General features: G+C 30.5%; 9 protein-coding genes and 2 pseudogenes. 4 read left to right on the top strand and 7 right to left on the bottom strand.

Features of this window, described 5'->3' with window-relative positions:
- Nucleotides 1–90: 90 nt before the first annotated feature.
- A complete protein-coding gene (locus M1D66_RS27275) occupies nt 91–1782 on the bottom strand; it encodes a hypothetical protein (RefSeq protein WP_283502911.1) in 1692 nt (563 codons plus the stop codon).
- 1272 nt (nt 1783–3054) lie between these two features.
- Between M1D66_RS27275 and M1D66_RS27280 the strand changes: the two genes are divergently transcribed.
- Nucleotides 3055–4722 carry a helix-turn-helix domain-containing protein gene (locus M1D66_RS27280; protein WP_219304500.1) on the top strand — a complete coding sequence of 556 codons (1668 nt, stop codon included), beginning with the start codon at nt 3055–3057 and terminating at the stop codon, nt 4720–4722.
- Nucleotides 4723–4799: 77 nt separating this feature from the next.
- Here the strand turns inward: M1D66_RS27280 and M1D66_RS27285 are convergent.
- The 3 genes from M1D66_RS27285 to M1D66_RS27295 form a co-directional block, all read right to left on the bottom strand.
- A protein-coding gene (locus tag M1D66_RS27285; RefSeq protein WP_242555377.1) for an IS3-like element ISBth8 family transposase occupies nt 4800–5959 on the bottom strand; the annotation gives its coding sequence in 2 pieces (ribosomal slippage) (nt 4800–5701 and nt 5701–5959; 1161 coding nt in all).
- 122 nt (nt 5960–6081) lie between these two features.
- Nucleotides 6082–6519, bottom strand: a complete 438-nt coding sequence (locus M1D66_RS27290; RefSeq protein WP_242555378.1) for a hypothetical protein — start codon at nt 6517–6519, stop codon at nt 6082–6084.
- A 1-nt stretch (nt 6520) separates the two neighbouring features.
- Nucleotides 6521–7708 (bottom strand): ParM/StbA family protein, encoded by a 1188-nt coding sequence (locus M1D66_RS27295; protein ID WP_242555379.1) that lies wholly within the window; start codon nt 7706–7708, stop codon nt 6521–6523.
- A 3749-nt stretch (nt 7709–11457) separates the two neighbouring features.
- On the opposite strand from M1D66_RS27295, the pseudogene tnpB reads away from it, so the two are divergent.
- A pseudogene (tnpB, locus tag M1D66_RS27300) lies at nt 11458–12315 on the top strand (IS200/IS605 family element RNA-guided endonuclease TnpB); the annotation flags it as partial.
- 721 nt (nt 12316–13036) lie between these two features.
- On the opposite strand, the pseudogene M1D66_RS27305 reads toward tnpB, so the two are convergent.
- The 3 genes and pseudogenes from M1D66_RS27305 to M1D66_RS27315 form a co-directional block, all read right to left on the bottom strand.
- Nucleotides 13037–13408: pseudogene (locus M1D66_RS27305) on the bottom strand (zinc ribbon domain-containing protein); the annotation flags it as partial.
- Between the two features lie 231 nt (nt 13409–13639).
- Complete coding sequence (locus M1D66_RS27310) at nt 13640–14194, bottom strand: MerR family transcriptional regulator (RefSeq protein WP_242555380.1); 555 nt, start codon at nt 14192–14194, stop codon at nt 13640–13642.
- 1288 nt (nt 14195–15482) lie between these two features.
- Nucleotides 15483–16451, bottom strand: coding sequence for a Replicase RepFR55 (locus tag M1D66_RS27315; protein ID WP_242555381.1), 969 nt, complete (start codon nt 16449–16451; stop codon nt 15483–15485).
- A 678-nt stretch (nt 16452–17129) separates the two neighbouring features.
- Here M1D66_RS27315 and M1D66_RS27320 point away from each other — a divergent pair.
- Nucleotides 17130–18260: an AimR family lysis-lysogeny pheromone receptor gene (locus M1D66_RS27320; RefSeq protein WP_242555391.1), complete on the top strand. Its 1131-nt coding sequence runs from the start codon at nt 17130–17132 to the stop codon at nt 18258–18260.
- Complete coding sequence (locus tag M1D66_RS27325) at nt 18253–18399, top strand: hypothetical protein (RefSeq protein WP_242555382.1); 147 nt, start codon at nt 18253–18255, stop codon at nt 18397–18399. Before M1D66_RS27320 ends, M1D66_RS27325 begins: the two co-directional genes overlap by 8 nt.
- Nucleotides 18400–18511: the final 112 nt, after the last annotated feature.

Consider the following 18511-nt stretch of genomic DNA (forward strand, 5'->3'; position numbering starts at 1 on the left):
AACGTATCTAATAAAAAGACTTTGAATGATAGAGCCAACACGAACAGCCCTCTACTTTGATTTTTTTCAAATATAGAGAGCTGAAAATGATTACATTTCTTCGATTACTTTTAATACTTGTTCAGTTGTTGTGACTTGAATTCCAGCACGTATCAACTGTTCCAAGGCACGTATAAAGGCAATTAAATTTATGCTATTAGGTACTTCAATTACCCGTAGCTTTTCCTTTGGTAATTTATCTATCTTTTCAATGAACAATTCACGTACATCACTAGGAATAAAGCGTTCTTTATGTCCTTTAGTTTTTAAAAGTTCACGCATTTCTATTTCTAAAGCCATGTAAGCATTTAAGTTTGTACCTTGTTCATAAGCGTATTTTCTAAATAATGTTTCTTCTTGATATCTTAGGTAATTACGATGGTAAGATTCCTCTGTAACAGGTACGGCAAATTTGTACTTTAATAGCTCAAATGTTTTGCGGAACAGCTTCTTGATGCTTCGGCGAGAATACATAGAGAAATACAATCCGAAATCAAAAATAGCTTGTTCTTTTTGATTTGCTGGGACGTGCTGTGTAATAAGAGGATAAATTCCTTCTTTAGCTGCGGTATCAAGAATATGATACTGTGATGTTTGATTTAGTAATTTTTTTAGAGTATATACTAATTTACTTGGATATTTTTCAGTGCGATCAATCATGTCACGCAAACTATGTATTACACTGCGAATTTGTCGATGACAGGTATTTTTAAGTACATGAATAAATTTATTCATGTCTCGTGTAAATTCTCCGATATGCATTTCTTGTAGTGTAGATTCAATAAATCGAGCTTTACGGGCATACGTAACCTTTGGAGTAAAAGGATCACGATACTGTAGTTCTCCTGATTCTTTTCCACACAAGAAGTCTGCATGAATAGATAAAAATAAAGTTGTATATTTTTTCTTGTTTTGAACCCCTTTTTGTAGTTTACAGATTTTGAATAGTGGAGACCCTGTACATGGCAATACAGTGGTCAGTTCTTTCATAACTGCACGAATCTGATGTGGATACTTCTTATGTAAAAAGCGGTACATCCCACCAAAGTGAGTCTTATTTCCTCTTTCATCCTGTTTGTCTAAAGAACGTTTTAATGTAGTTTCTCGGTGCTGTTGCATAGCAATATCTAAGAATAGCTTCTTAGATGCTATTGAAAGTTCAAAGAAAGCCTTTGTAAAGACTACAGGACTAATGTAAACATAAGGATTCGCTTTTTCTGTTTCTTCATTCATAAAATGAGTTATTTTAATTGTATATCGACTATCTAATTCATTTTCAATCGTAATAATGTTATGTAGGTTTAATTTTCTTAATGCAATATAGAATTGAGAATGCTGTATACATGCAAATTCTTCTTTGTACTGTTTATAGTCTTCCCAAAGCATATGTACTGTTACGTTTGGAATAATGCCATTCGTATAGCATTTTTTATGTAGGTAAAGGAATACTTCAAGATCTGCATTTGTAATACCATACAATTTATGTTTTCGTCCCATAGGCTTTGAAATAGTATGACGTGAAAAAGATGGTTTTGCTTGTGCAACAAATCCATCGATATCCGCAATGCGTTCTTCATACGACATTTGATTGATAATATCTTCAAGGTATGTATCTTTATAGCTATAGTATTTTCCTTCCAATGAATCAACAAGTGCTTGCCAAGATTTTAATGTAACTATAACTGCATTAGTAGATTGGCCATTTAGACTACGTTGATTACGAATAACAAATGATTTGCTCATCTTTTTCACCTCCTATACAAATTAAAATATACATATCCGTACAATATAAAATATACCGATTTTAATTATAGCAAATCAAAATTGGATGAAATGGGGCCCTTTAAGAGCAAACATGAAAAAATGAAATGTACGTTAATCCCTTTCATACCAAGGGGTTTCAGGTTTTGTTTTATTTTTTTTATGAACATGATATCGCTATGGATTTTCATGTTCTGAATAAACAAGAACATGAGTCATAAATCGCTCATAAACCTTGTTTTAATGGGATTTAAAGCTTACTTTTATAGAAATATAAGGGACATGATAGGGCTGTGGATTTTCATGTTTCTTTTTATTGGAATTAATATGAAAACCATTGATAAACATTGCTATTAAAGGGATTTATATAAAATTTGATATTTATAAAAGGAACATGATACCGCTAAGGATGTTTCATCTTTTTAAATAAAAAGGGACATGATGCCGCTATGATTTTTCATATTATATAGTTCCCTGAAATTTGAGAAGATGTTGTATAAACATATAGTATATAAGGGATTTTAACGGATTTATGAAACAAGAAAGGGACATGATGCCGCTATGATTTTTCATATTATATAGTTCCCTGAAATTTGAGAAGATGTTGTATAAACATATAGTATATAAGGGATTTTAACGGATTTATGAAACAAGAAAGGGACATGATGCCGCTATGATTTTTCATATTATATAGTTCCCTGAAATTTGAGAAGATGTTGTATAAACATATAGTATATAAGGGATTTTAACGGATTTATGAAACAAGAAAGGGACATGATACCGCTATGATTTTTCATGTCTTGAATATAGAAAAACCCTTTTGTATCAAGGGTAGAAGGATTTTTCGAAAAAATATAGTTGAATTCCGCGAAACATTCAAGGTTAAATTTGTCCGCAATTTAGCCAAAAGGGACATGATACCGCTATAAATTTTCACTTTGTATGCAAATTGTAATGAGTTTTACCCTATATAAAACGAAATTGTTAAAACATAAATAACTTAGCTTTTTCATGTTTAGTCAAAAGGGACATGATATCGCAAAAGAATTTCATGTTTTAGCTAATACCTTGAAAAATATTAGGTTTCTTATAATCTCTCACCTTTTCCAAATGGATGCAGTCTTGTATAATCAGTAAAAGAGGTGGTTATAAGCATACGTGCTAGATTATCATTAAGGGATGGTTGGATAGAACTTACTGTATTCTTTTTAAAAATCATTCTCAATTGGAAATTAAATAAGGAGAAGGATGTATATGGATAATGTTCTACAATTGTTTAAAGATGCATTAGTAATATCAGCACCAATCTATAAACATAATGAACAATTGTGGTATAAATGGAATGCTTATTACTTAGAAGTTAAGGAAGATACTAATAGGATTGTAACTTCGGACTATTTCTCTCCATCATTTTCAATGCTTGTGCAGTGGCTTGAACAGCAGCAAAAAAAGGGGATTTCCTCTTTGGAAATATTCACTAACATAGAAGCATATCAAACTGAAATTGATGTGGCAATAGGGATATTTGTGGAGCAAGAGTTTTCAAGGGCCAACAATGAAAGCTTGCAGGAATCAAAGGAATCTAATACAGGTTTAGAGCACGAAAATTATTATGAAGTAAATAATTCTGCGGTTTATTATAAATTAAGAGATGGTATAGCAAAGAATCAATTTGAAGAAGATGAAAATACAAAGTTGAAATCTTATCCAATTGAAACCAAAGATAGTAGTGGAGTTGCACAACTTTCTTCACATAAAGATGAAGATTTAAGATTAATAAATACTGAAGAAGCCGCTCGTTGGAATACATTGGTTGATGGTGTAATGAGTAATATGGATGATTTAACTGCTGATTGTCTAGATGCAATTACTATCCAATGGTTAAATGAGGCAAAATCGCCTGATGAATTCATAGACTTTTCATATAATCAGGTATTAGAAATGTGTAGCATACCTAAAGCAAAGGCTAATAACACAGAATATTATCGAGCAGAAGATAAAATAAAAGTTGCAAAACGTATTGCTGCCTTGGCAAGTATTTTTATCTACTTAAATGATGATAATGAGGTAGTTGTATTAAATGATCGAGCTGAAGCAGGTAAACATTATGAAGTAAAGCGAGAAGTTATTAAGAGGCTTTTTGTATTAGATTCCGTGGTACTCTGGAGAGATAATAACACTAATGAATATATGGGGATAGAATCTTGTAGGATTAAGCCAGGGAGCTTCTTATCGGGTTATTTATATGGTTCTAGCAGTACAACGGCATTGTTATCAAAAAAAGCGTTGGAATATAATAGTTATAGACATAAATATCATAAGAGATTGATTCGTTATTTAACTTGGCAATGGAGAATTCGTCAAATGTTCTCTAGTTTAAAAAGACCTTACTCTATAGGAGGAGATAAGGGATTACTGGCAGTCATGGGGATAAATCAAAATCAAAAGCCAAATCGTATTCGAGAACAGTTAGAAAATGTTCTTATTGATTTAGAGAAGGAAAAGGTACTATCACATTGGGAGTACAGTGAAGATTTAAAAGAGGAAATGTTAACCAAAAAGAATTGGTTTAAGAACTATTATGCTCAGTTAGGTGTAATAATTTTACCTCCTAAAGAATTAATGAATTCAATGGAAAAAATAGTGAAGAAAAAAACAGTAGATATAATACAAGATGAGTCTCTTGTGAAAATAGAAAATAACACTTTAGATGTTGATGAGTATGAAAATTCAATTAGAGAAAAAATATCATTCTTTCATATGAATAAAAATATTACAATGCGAGAACTTTCAAAAGAAATCGGCATATCACAACCAACCCTTTCTAGGTTCTATAATAAGAAAACAAAACGTCTTTCAGGTCTGGCTAAAAATAAATTAAGTCAGTGGTATAAAAGGCAAATTATTCTTGATAAGATGTAGGAAAAGCTTCAATCCATGATAAAAAGAGTCCCTAAAGTGGTCATCTCCCTGTCAAGTAGACAGTAATAAAAAGAGTATTATGCCACGGCCTTTTCCCGATATTCTATCGGGGAAAGGCCGTGAAGTTTTTCTTGGAAGCTTTCTGTATTATAAAATTGAATATATTCTTGAATTGCTCGGTAGGCCATTTCATATGTTTTTGGGCACACTAAATACAACTTCTCTGTTTTTAAATGTGAGAAGAATGATTCGATACACGCATTATCAAAACAGTTTCCACGTCTAGAATGACTACCGACAAATCCTAATTTCTCTAACTGTTTTGCGTAGGATTTAGATGTATATTGAAACCCTTGATCTGAATGGAAAAGGGGCTTAGTAGTTAATGACTTCCCTTCTAATTGACGTAATGTAGTTAAAACCAAATCTAAATCATTTCTTGAAGATAGCTTCCAGGCAACAATTTCATTGTTGTATAAATCTAACACAGCTGACAAATAGGCAAATTGTTCTCCGATTCGTACATAAGTAATATCTGTTACGAATTTTTGATTTTGCTTTTCAGCTTGAAACTCTCGATTCAAATGATTTTTAAATACCACAGATGTTTTTCTTCCATAAAACGGACGTTTTTTTCGAATGATAGATTGAATACCCAGCTCTCTCATAAGACGACGAACACGTTTATGATTCATTACCATTCCTTCTCGAGCCAAAGCACGAGTCATACGTTTATACCCATAGTAAGGGTGCTGACGATGAATAGATAAAATATGTTCTTTATGCCACATATCCCTTTTCTGACGTAAACGCTGCACGTTATGATATTTCCGCCATTTATAGTAGCCAGCCTTAGAAACTTCCGCGATTTGAAGCAACCATCGGAGTGGATAGGCTTGGCGTAATGAATCGATAAGAGAAAATCGTTCTTTCTTTAGGACCATTCCTTCCCGTGTAGATTTGGATTGCGCTTTTTTAAATACTCAACCTGTGCCTTCAAATAAGCATTTTCTTCTTCTAGACTATTAAAATTCTTTCGATTCCAGACACCACGTTGATCATCAAAGGACTCCCCTTGTTGCGCACGTTTTACCCACTCAATAATCTGGGCATCGCTCTTCACACCGAGTTGTTCACGAATTTCTCGCAATGATTTTCTCTCTTCTAATCGAAGACGAACTGCTTCTCGCTTTAGTTCTTCTGTATATTTTTGAAATGATTGTCCTTTTCTTGCCATAAAAAAATCCCCTCCAGATAAAACAGTATTGAGTCCATCATATCAGATGGACTCTTTTTTTACTGTCTACCTATAGGGGATAATACCACTTTAGGGACTCTTTTTATCATGGATTGAAAACGCTAGTTACCAAATAAATTGGCTGTATCCAGGTCTTCATATTCATCTTTTAGGACTGCTTTTTCAGTTGTTGATTCATTTCCTATATCTGTATCTTTAGAAGTAGTATTTTTTTCAAGAGATGAGACTATTTTATTCGGGTCTGCTACCTCTTCTTGATTTGCTTGGTTTTCTTTTTGAATAGTAAGATTTGAATTATTCAATAGTATACGCTTAACATCATTTAAAAAGTCTTTATCTTGAAGTAAAATTTCTTTTTGCATTTGTTGCTGTATCTTATAATCAGCCACGTCTTGTAATCCGTGTTTATCAATAAAATAACATACAAGTTTATATAAAGAATCGGCTATATTGCTTTGTGACTCGAACCATTTAAAGAATTCTTCATTCTCAATCTTCTTGAGGTTCCAGAAGAAGGACTCTCTTTTTTTGCCGGACATACTATTTCACCTTTTTTCGAGAAAGAATTTTCTTGATAATTTGCATCCCCTTAGCATTCATATCTACAGCGTATTTCTCCGGAATCCACAATAAGTACATTCCAACTCGCTCACAATACTCTAATAATTGATTATATAATTCATCTTTAAAAGTAATACTTCCCCCACCATACACACATAAAATTTCAGCTTCACTGGCTGTATTATTTACATATTTTTCATCTGTATCTTCTAGGATTAGTTCAGCTTGTTCCACTTTTGTAATATTAAAGTGTGTTGTTGCCTCTTCATGGTATTTATGATCTATATCTTGAAGAATTTGAGAGAATTGTTGGCGTTTAATATTTGTGCCACGTTCTTGATTTAATAATTTTACAGCTTCTTCTGTAGCATGACCGACACCTCGTCTTTCACCGCTACAAGCATCAATTACTGGATTTACGCCCACTGTGTAGATATACTCAGTTGTTCCGTCCCCAATATCAGAATGTAAAATCTTTTTGTTTTTAAAGAACGAGCCGTCAATTTTTTTGATTTCAAGTTTTTTTGCATATAGTTTAGTGAAATCAGTAAACATCGCCTCTTCCCCTTCAAGAATTGCAAATAATGGAGGAACACCCTCTTGTGTAATGTTTGCACTATTAAAGGTTAAGCTAACCGTTACCTGCTCTTCTCCTACATAAACCACTACAACATGAGTTGAATTAGTAAAACGTTCTTCTAAGTGTTTAGCGTTTACGGGTGTCCATTGGCTTGCTGGGATAGCTGAAATAAGGTCAACAGTCACATTGATTGATTGTGGTAGTTCTTCTTTGCGTTCCCATTCAAGTTGAACTGATTTGTTTGCAATTAATCCTAGCATATTAATTAGTGGTAAATCATCATTGTATTTTTGACCTATTTTAATGTTCATGTTTTTAGGATTTTTCCCTGTTAACATCGCTCGATTACCAATGAAATACATTCCAGATCTTCGAATTGATTTACTAGCAATATTCACGAACATATTATCTACTAAATTTACTACGTTTTTTTGTATGTTTGTTTCAGTAACATTAGGCATTGAATATACACTCTGATATACATTTTTCATTTTTATGTATTCACCATTGATGTAACCTTTAAACGAATCGTTCCCAATATCACCTTCTATGTCTATATGAAGAGTTTTGCCTTTTAAACTTGCCACTATACATCACCTCTAGGAATTTTATTTCTAATTTATATCTAATAAATATATTGTAACCTATAAAACCTCAAACGACAAGGGTTTTATAAGGTTTATGAACAAAAAAATATAAAATAGATATAAAATAAATATAAACTAGATAATAAATCGAGATGGGTTGGGTTATTTCGGGATATTTCTGATCCTTTGTATTTTAGAATATAAACTGAATATCTTTTGGATATCTATAAAATATAAAAGGCGTTATTGGTGGGAGGAATACGTTTGTCGAAGATGCCTTTTATAATATCATGTTGTTTCTATGGTTTACGGATAGACTATTGATGATATATTTGGGGAATCCAAGAGATATCTAATGGAATGAGGTATACATTTTAATCAGGAGGAAGAAAATTAGAAAGCAAATAGATTAATTACGAATATGGCTTATACATACTTGAGTAGTTAAAATAGTTAGCCGAATAAACGTTATAAAGGTGTTATTTCGGTGTTTGATATTACGTGAACGCTAGGCGTTATTAATGCGTTACCCCCTTTTATATCAACGATTTAAATGTTTTTTACAAACAAATAGCTGATAAAAAAATGAGATTGGAAGATTAGATGTTTTTTGGTGTAATAACGCATTGAAAGACGGTTTTAAACTGAAATCTTTATTATATAAGTTTGTTTTTGGCTATTTTGATGATAACTATAACTAAAAGACTAAAAAAGTAGTATGCAAATTAACCCTCTACATATCAAGTTACAATATGTATTTTTATTGTATATGTTCTATTTGTATCTGCAGCACTCCTTTAAAAGAATAGAGAATCTATGAAATTTGATTTGAATATAAAAATTGAACAGGATTAATTACAGATTTATATATATTTGCTAAACAAACGTTATTATGGTGTTTATCTGGCGAACTTAGCTGATGAACACTAGGCGTTTTTAAAGCGTTAAACATTGTAATAGCGACATTTAAAGGTGTTTTTAAAGAAAAAATGGTTTACGTAATGATAAAACCTATAAATTTATTTTTCTAGCTCAATAATAAAAAAAATAGTTTGTATAGGCTGTAAAGAATTTTAATTGAAGTATTTCTATATAAAAAATCACATAGATATCAAAATAGTCTCTACATACATACTTAGATCATAGTGGCAATATAAAGCTATGTTGAAAAGGTGTTTTTTAGGAGGGCCATTGGTAACATACTTTTACTGTTTATAGTAGGAATGTGGTAAGTGATTCTCCGTGAACGCATAGCGTTCACGGAGAATCACAGGAATACTGGCTTAAAGTTTAAAAGTAAGATATTTAAATAGATAATGAATAACCTTTAGTACTCTTGTTTTATTTTCGAAATTAACTCTAAATTTTTATGGTGAAAAAACAAATTTTTTAACCAAATCTTATATTTTTTTGGATTATATATTTAAGTTTCTTAAGTTACATTAAACACAATAGTTTTATTATATGAACGTTTTAGAAGTGTTATTTAGGCGTTGTTTTTTTACAATGGGGCCTTCTTGAATCAATTTTAAGTTGCATATTTACATATTAGTTAATTCGATGTTTTTGATGGATAGAGCAGAAACTCTGGCTAAGAGATAGTATGATTGTAATTTAAAAAAATCTTCTTTTTTTATATAAGAAGATTCAAAATAGCGATCTTAGTCCGGAGAGAAGTACGATGGATATAAGCATATGTTTTTTGAAATGAATGACTCTAATCCAAACAAAATAAAATTCTACACAAGAAACAAACGAATAGGAATATGGTTATAATAGGTGATCAAACAAAAATATCTATAATCTGTAGTGGAACGCTATTTGCAAAGTCTATGACTTAGTACGACTGTTAGATGATACATAAAAGAATTAATGAAAATTGGTACTTCTGTTGAGAATGATGTGGGGTTAGGAATTAAAGAAGTTTTTTTATTTATAAAAAAGCTAAATTTGTTCGAACAGTAGAAACTAGCTAATAAAAACAAAACGTATTCTTTTCAGAAGAACGAATGATACTTTGAACTGGCATATATAGTCTAAAGAAGGCAATAATTTTTTGATGTATCTTAGATGTAATTTTTCAATAACGTTGGAGTCCAAGGCAAAATGTAATGAGGAGAAAGTTATAGTTGTATCTAATCGCATGCTTTAGGCACTTATTTTAGAGGTTTTACGAATGAATTTTTCATTCTTATGGCATATATCATAATAGATATATTAATCAAGGATTAACTAAAAAAATAAATCAATTCATTTCTAGCGTTATAATATAATTATAAAAAAATAGAAAAATTTTATAATAGGATTTATGAGTGTAACGAAAGTTACTACCACACATTGAGGGTTTCATGAACGTTATAAAAACGGTCATGAAACCCTCGGGAAATATTTTTAACACTACTAATAATTTTTTGTATAGGATGTATTTAATATATGAGAATACTGTTTTATCCTGTTTTTCATAATTTCGTCAAGCATGGGACGATAGTTTACAATTGCAATGAGTTTTCTGCAACCAACATCCTATCTTAAGAATTCATAAAAAGCAATATCTACAATTATATGATAACAAGCCAAGCATTTTGGCTTACGTCAATTGGCATACACCTACCACGTTCACATTTTGAGGAAATAGTTCTTTGTCAGAGATTGATAAAATTTATGCAATAATTTTGAGAATGCTACTTTTAAGCAACTATGCTTTTAAATGATGTTACCAAATTGAAGACGTTATAAATTAAAATTAGTAATCCTAACTATAATCTATAAAGGTTAAGTGAATATTTTAAGGTATCGGGATTCGTGGAGAACCTAAACGTTATCAAAGTGTTATTTTAGTGTTTATTTTCACGTGAACGATATCCGTTATTTTGCCGACTAATCCATTAACTACAACGTTAGGAGTTATTTAAAGAGCGTTACACCTAACAAGAGTATGAATAAATAAAATAAGTATTCATATGATGTTTTGTTCCATTTGAATGATAAAAATAAAATATATCTATACATAAATTAATATTCTCTATATTATTTATTATAATATAATAAATTGTTTTATAACTAGTACTAAATGTTATAAAAACAATTTCAACTAAATGAAGTAAAAATATGTCGTATTAAATTCTTTAAACAGGGATCAACTTGCAAGAAGCAAAGCATAATCTTCCAAGGGTGTATTTCAAGAAATCCCCTAATTTTATTCGTGTTATAGATGTTCATGAGAGTTTCATTCTTATAACACACAGTATGATAAAGGTATTAACACAAGTTTAAATCATAAGAACGAAGTGTTTTATTTATAAAGCGTATGAATTATGAGAATAGCCACCTAACAAATAAGAAATGGATTGTCTTTTTATTTAGTAATCTTGCGTCTCCAAACATCCTTACAGGCTGTTTGAGGCGCAAGATGTTTAATACTGTAGGAATAAAAAAATGAACGCTTACTAAACGTTAATTTAACGATTAGTAAAACGTGAACGCTATGCGTTCACAAGGAATTCGGTTCATTAATATTATACGTTTAGATATTTTTATATCTAAACGTATAATGTGGCTTTAGGATAGATATGTTTTATTTAATAGTGTTCATAACGCGTATAAATTAATAATAATGAACGCTGCGATGGTATGATGGTGTTTTATTATTACTAATCTTAATTGTTGGACTTACAGAAAGTTTTACTCCACTACACATCGAATGTATGTTCCGTATATAATAGTCATATACAGAAATGGAGGTGAATCAAATGATAATTAATAAAGCCTATAAGTTTCGTATCTATCCAACTCAAGCACAAGCAATTCTAATTAACAAAACGATAGGTTGTTCTCGCTTTGTATTCAATCATTTCCTATCCCTATGGGATCACGCATACAAAGAGACTGGAAAAGGTTTAACATATGGTACATGCTCTGCCAAACTTCCTGCCATGAAGAAAGAGTTTGTTTGGCTCAAAGAAGCGGATAGTCTTGCGATTCAGTCTTCTGTTCGCAACTTTGCTGATGCTTATACGCGCTTTAAATCTAAGAAGAACAACGTACAATCCTATACCACAAAACAAACAAATGAAAACATTGCCGTTGTAGGGAACAAAATAAAGTTGCCGAAACTAGGCCGTATTCGATTTGCCAAAAGTCGTGAAGTAGAGGGACGTATTGTAAATGCGACTGTTAGACGGAACCCTTCTGGCAGATATTTTGTATCACTATTAGTTGAAACAGAAGTACAAGAACTTTCGAAAACACATTCTTACATAGGAATAGATGTAGGACTAAAAGATTTCGCTATTTTGTCAGATGGAACACCCTATAAAAATCCGAAGTTTTTCCAATCATTAGAAGATAAGTTGGCGAAAGCACAGCGTGTTCTTTCTAGAAGAATGAAAGGATCTTTTCGGTGGAATAAACAACGAGTCAAGGTAGCTAGAATTCATGAATACATATCAAATGCTAGAAAAGATTACTTGGATAAAATCTCAACTGACATCATCAAAAACCACGATGTGATCGGTATAGAGGATTTGCAAGTATTGAATATGTTAAAGAATCATAAGTTAGCAAAAGCAATTAGTGAGGTATCATGGTCACAATTTCGAAGTATGATTACGGAAATATAGACCTTAGTTGGCGTGTTCTTCCTGTGGTACATATCTTATTAGCAAAGCTTTAAATTATAAGAGCGATACGAATCTTCTAAAAGACTTAGGAGCTATGTGATAGCGGCCTAACAAATTAAAGAATGGAAAATTTTCTGTGTTTAGTGTTTTGAACTTGAAACGATCTGTAAGGATATTAGATGGCAAGCATTTTAATACAATAAAAAAACGATATGAGCGCTTATAAAACGTTAATTTAACGTTTTATAAATAATGAACGCATAGCGTTCATTAGAGATTTAGTGCATAAATAGAGTAGTTTTCCTTTAAGGACATAATATAACTTTGGAAGTAAAGATATGGCCTTTAATAATAGCGTTTATAACGCATAGGATTTAATAATAATGAATGCTTTGATTGATGACATTTATATGAAAAATTTAGTCTGGCAAAATGAATTAAAGAAGGCTAGAAAAAGCATGGAGTTTCCTAACAGGTTTATTATGTGGTTAAGAAATTAGAGGATTTGTTAATCTTCCCTAAAAATTGACAAAGTAAACACTTAACTAATTTTAGGAAATAGGATTAACATGTTTTTATTAGCGATATAGAGAGTTTTTGGAATCCATAAGAAAGGTCCAATAAGATATGTTAAGAAAAATATATTGGACAACTGAGTACTTAGTATCCTTGAGGTAATGGATACCTAAGTACAGAAGCCAAACGGTTTCTAATTCAGTAGGCTATCCCGATAGTTTCTACGGTTAGCTTCATTTCTAAGATTGAGCGCTGTGTTACGATCTCTATCATGATGTGTGCTACAATAAGGATAATCCTACTCACGAATGTTTAGATTTTTAGCATCTATGTTTTTATAGTTGCAATTGGAACATAATTGACTAGAAGCAAATGTTTTAGATATTACAACTAATTGCTCACTCCACCACTTTACTTTATATTTCAACATTGTTTGAAATTGTGACTAAGACATGTCACTAATCGCTTTTACAAGTTTTCTATTTTTGAGCATACCACTGAATTATAAGTATTCTTTACCAATGACATGATGCTTTTTGATGATTTTAGTACAAAATTTATGTAATTAATCAACCCTTATAATAGCATCATGTATCACAGGCTGTTTATTCTAGTTAGGATTAGTAACACAAGTTGTAAAAAACTACACTCTTCGAAATTAAACAAGAAAAAACATATCATAGAAATTTTTTTACAAAACTACGTATTCGTGTTGTAAGGGTAAGCAAAAAAAAACGGTAGCTACCGCTTTTTTTTTGCTCAATTAGATATATTTGATAAAAAACGTATATCTGATTTAATTTAAATTAAATAAACGTTGAATGAACGTTTTTTTGGTGTTATTTTGTTGTTCTTGGCGATCTTCATTTAATAGTTCAATTGCTTTATCCAGTTTTTCTTGTAATAACTGAATCTGTAGATCTTTGTCTTCTTTTTCTGAGCGTTCCTGTAATAACAGTTTAATGATATCTTGGTTTTGTTGTACAATTTTATCTTGTTGCTCAAGCATGTGAGAAAATTTTTCTTGAATCATTAAAATATCAGTTTCTGAACGCTTTCTGAGCGTTACTTGAACTTCATTTTCCTCATGAACGCTATCCGTTTTCTGAGCGTTCTCTTCAGTATTTTCCATGCTTCTTGTTGCAGCTTCTTCTAGTTTCCAGTTTTGATTTAAGTATTCTTTCATTTGCTTTAAGATATCTATATCATTCTCATAGTAAATTCGTTGATTACGTTCATTTCTTTCAAATATATATTCCATTTTTTCTAGTTCAATTGACCATCTGCGAAGTGTATTGGTGTTTATATCTAGTTGTTTTGCTACTTCTTGTGCAAAATATCCATATTCCAAACTTCACACCTCCATTATTTGTATGTTAAATATTGATTCGTTCTTGAAAAGATCTTTCCTTTAAGAGTAGAAATTTTTATAGGCAGCCATCTAATCATTTGTACTCATATCAGTTTGTTTGTATACATACTTATATATTAAGTCAGTCTATACATCTAGCGTTAATGTTTTTTCAATAATAAACGCTATTCGTTCTAATAGCGTTCATTGTTGGAAGTGAACAAGTATTTATACAACATTAATGTACGTAGGAAACTATATTAAAACTAACTATTAATATTAGAAGTTTGTTGCTGATATAAGAATTTTACTAGATATTTGCAATAGAATCAAAGCTTTCATTAATAGAATTAGCAATTAAGTACGGTTTTTATAGTACATATGCCTAAAAAGCAAATAAAAAGCTTTATTTGTATGTGAACGCTATGCGTTAAAGTAGCGTTTTAATGTTGTATGAAAGCTTGCGTAGATGTTGTTTGAATTTTATAAAAATACTGATAATATTTGTTGGGTTTTGAATCTCGAACAGGGTTATTTTTATAAGTGAAAAGTAATGAGGATATTGGGAAATGAAATGTATTAATTGAATATTAAATAATTATAGCTAAAAAAACTTAATTTGAAGTTTCATTTGTATTAGTATGGACCAGATTTCTGAATAATACACATCATAAATTTGATATGAAATGTAGATGTGTATAGGAAGATGAAAAGGGGGACGAAGATTTTAAAGAACATAGATAATTTAGAAAAAAATAATTCAATATTATTGAACAATTTTGATGAATAGCAAAGGCCACTGTAGTCATATAACTGATAGAATTATATCTTAATCGATTGTTTAAAATATGATTTATGCCAAATTATATAAAAAATTAGGGAATCTTTTAGAAAATATGCTAAGCCTCCCTAAAAAGTTACAAATAGATGCAAAGTACTATATTAAATATATTTAATAAATCTTGTTTTAGAGATTAAAATAAATATAAACATTAGAATTAATATTTGGGCCATAATGGTTATTGTATCAAGGTATTGGAGATTTTTACTTAGTAAATTTCTAAGTAAATAGTTTAGTAAATAATAATTGAATATACTGTATTCATAAGGTTTAAATTTTATAGTTGAATTAAAAAGAAAAAATTATAGTACATAGAAAATATATATGATTTATGAGTTGTTTGATTGCAGACCAACAAGGTTATAAAGAACGATAGGAAGACATTACAAATAGCATTACTGTATATGTTTTTTTCAGCAAGGCTATTTGTAATTGGATTTTTTGATTTTAATTGTGCTCATCTAAAAAATTATAAAAAACAAATGTATGACTATTATTTGTATCTAAGAGTGAGCTTGTATTTTGTGCATTACGTTTTCTACGATCTTGATTTTGTTTAGATTTTTGATTAAGCATTTTTATGAAATGTGCAGGATTACTGTTTTCAGCTTTATTAAACTGGAACCATTGTACACATTCTTCAAAAACCCATCTTATGTACCGTTCAATATCCGGTGGCAATCTTAAAGCAATTGTGTATGCATCATTTTCAGATAGGTATGTTAGCTCTTGACTCAAAATGTAGTAATACGCTTTTTTCTGATCTTCACTCAAATAATCATTTAAGTCTTGTAATCTATTATTTTTTCCTTGTTCCTCATGATTAACAGCAGGTTTTGATTGCTCTTCAATGCCGAAAAAATCTAAGGAAGGTGAAGGTTTAAAATTGTTTTTTTTCATAAATTCAAGATCTGTCACATCAGACTTTTTACTAATTTTGTTCTTTAAAAATCTAGTAAAAGTAGCACAAACATCAATTGCTACAGCCCAATTTATCTTGAAGTATTCAACGATTTTTAAATAGTTATTATGTATTGTTAAGATGTAAACAGATGGGGCAATCTTTCCATGCCGCCTTACCTTTATTTGTTGGCATACTCCTAAATCTTGCAACCAATTAAATACGTAGTTAATAACAGGCTTTGAAATGCCAGATTTTTTGCTGATGTGTTCTTGTCTAACTTGACTATAGCCTTCTTGTACTAAATAAGATAAAACAGTCTCTAAAGCCTCATATTTTCTTTTGGTAAGATAATCTTTTGTGGTAACACCTTCATATTCAAGGACAACATTATCAATATAAGTAGTAATTTTCTTTATTGCTTGATTTATAGCCCCAGAAGTCTTTGATAAGTGTTTGATACGGGGACTTAATTCAGCTTTTGCTCGACTTAACAAAAAGTTTTGTAAAATCACAAAAAAACCTCCTATTTCTCCCACTAAACACATACAGAAAAAACATGGAAAAATAAAGGTTCTTATTCACATTAAATTCACCTTATGTTATAATTATCGTCATAAGTGAACATTAAAAATGTTAAATAAGACCCTTGCTATTCATGGAGTTTTAAATTGGTTCATGTCGCCAAACTAGAGACCAATTTAAAACTGAGTATAGTGGGTTTTTTTTTCTGTCTACATATTAAAAAAAACATGTTTTCTTCAAAATACAATCTTTCTTTTTATCTTATATTGTTATTAAAATAATATCAATCCCCTCAAGTAGCCTTTGTTATCCCATCTGTAAAAAACATGTGAATTTATTCACTCTAAAAACATATCTGAATTTAAACTTTTGTATCTCCTCATTTAATTTTGAATTTTCTGATAAATAATTATAAAATTTTTATAATGGGCCCTTTAAACATAAATATAAGACCTTCGTGTTAAAATATTTCTAATTATACAATTTATGAGAAAAAACATTAAGTTATATAATATAATGACAAGTTTTGATTACCCGATTATATAAGTTAATTATTAACCTCCATGAATATATCAAAATACTACACTATAGATTAAAATGTCTTTTTAATAATTTATATTGGGTGATGTGTCTTGTGCTTGGAAGGGGGCTTTACATTGGAGAATTTAATGGGGAAATTGTCAAAAATTAAAACTGAAAAGAAAATAAGTAGTAGACAACTAGCAAAGGAAATTGGAACAAGTAAAACAACAATTGATAACGGACTTCAATGTAAAACAGAAGAGTTTAAATTTGAGATTTTCTTAAAGTTAGTTCAAGCCATTTGTGATAGTTCGGAAGAGCAAGGAAAAATCATTCATGAATATATTCTTCTTTGTAAAACACCATTAAATGTACAAAAAGCATTATGCTATTGCCAAGCAATGGGAGAATACAAATTAATAGCAGATATTATAGAAAAACATTCAGATACAAAAGGATTAAAGAAGTACTTAGCAGTTTATAAAATACAGAACAAAAGGAACCAAAACATAGCAAGAGGTCAGCAACTACTGGATGAGATGTATGTTAAAGATTTCTCTTCAGATACAGTATGCCAAGCAGCCTTAAATATTTTATATATGGAAGCTATGTATGATAAGCAAAATTATAATGCTGTTATTCCTTATGCTGATCGTACAGATGTTATTTTAAAAGAAGTGAAACAAGAGTACGTTAAGCGATGTTTGGAAATGAAATATAAAGAGCGATTGGCTTATATATACTTAATGAGAAATGACTTAGAAAGATGTCGCAATACATGTTATGAAATTCTAGATTCTGAATTAAATATTTCTATTATCAAGGCTACAGCTTGGTGCTGTTTAGGAGAGAGTTTCACATTTGAATGCCCATCTACAGCTGAGAAGTATATTAAGAAAGCCATTTCTCTTTGTGAAAGTATTCAAGTCCCACAAAAAACACAAAAGTATGTAGCGTTTCATACTACATTAGCGCATTTATATATAGAAAATGGTATTAGTTTGGATGAGATAAGATTTGATCTTATTCATTTATCTGAGAAAGCTTTCTTTGAATGTATGCATGGTGATTGGGAAACAGGAATTAAGCTATATGAAGAACTGAGAAAAGATGGAAAAAAATTCTCGGCTTTTCAACAGTATTCGTTTTCGAAAGTAAATAATGATATAATAGGATTAAAAGAATCTTTAGAATCTTTCGAATTGACAGGTAATATATTTTATTCGCAATACGTCAAGAAAGAGCTATTAAAAGAAGAGGTGAAGTCAAGTGAATAAATTTTTAGCAGTTACGTTATACACCGTAATGCTATTGACATCGTTTTTTCAATTAGAAACACAAGATTCACAACATGCAAAAGTGCAAGATACAAATAAATATGTTATGCAAAGAATGGTCGACCCCGGTGGTGGTTAAGCCGTTTAAGCAAGAAAGACGCTACTAAAAAGTAGCGTCTTTCGTACTTTATAATGGTGGTTCATTATTTAAAAGCGTAAAAATTTCGTGCCACTAACACATGATAATATAA

The sequence above is a fragment of the Bacillus sp. PK6-16 genome (assembly GCF_056530295.1).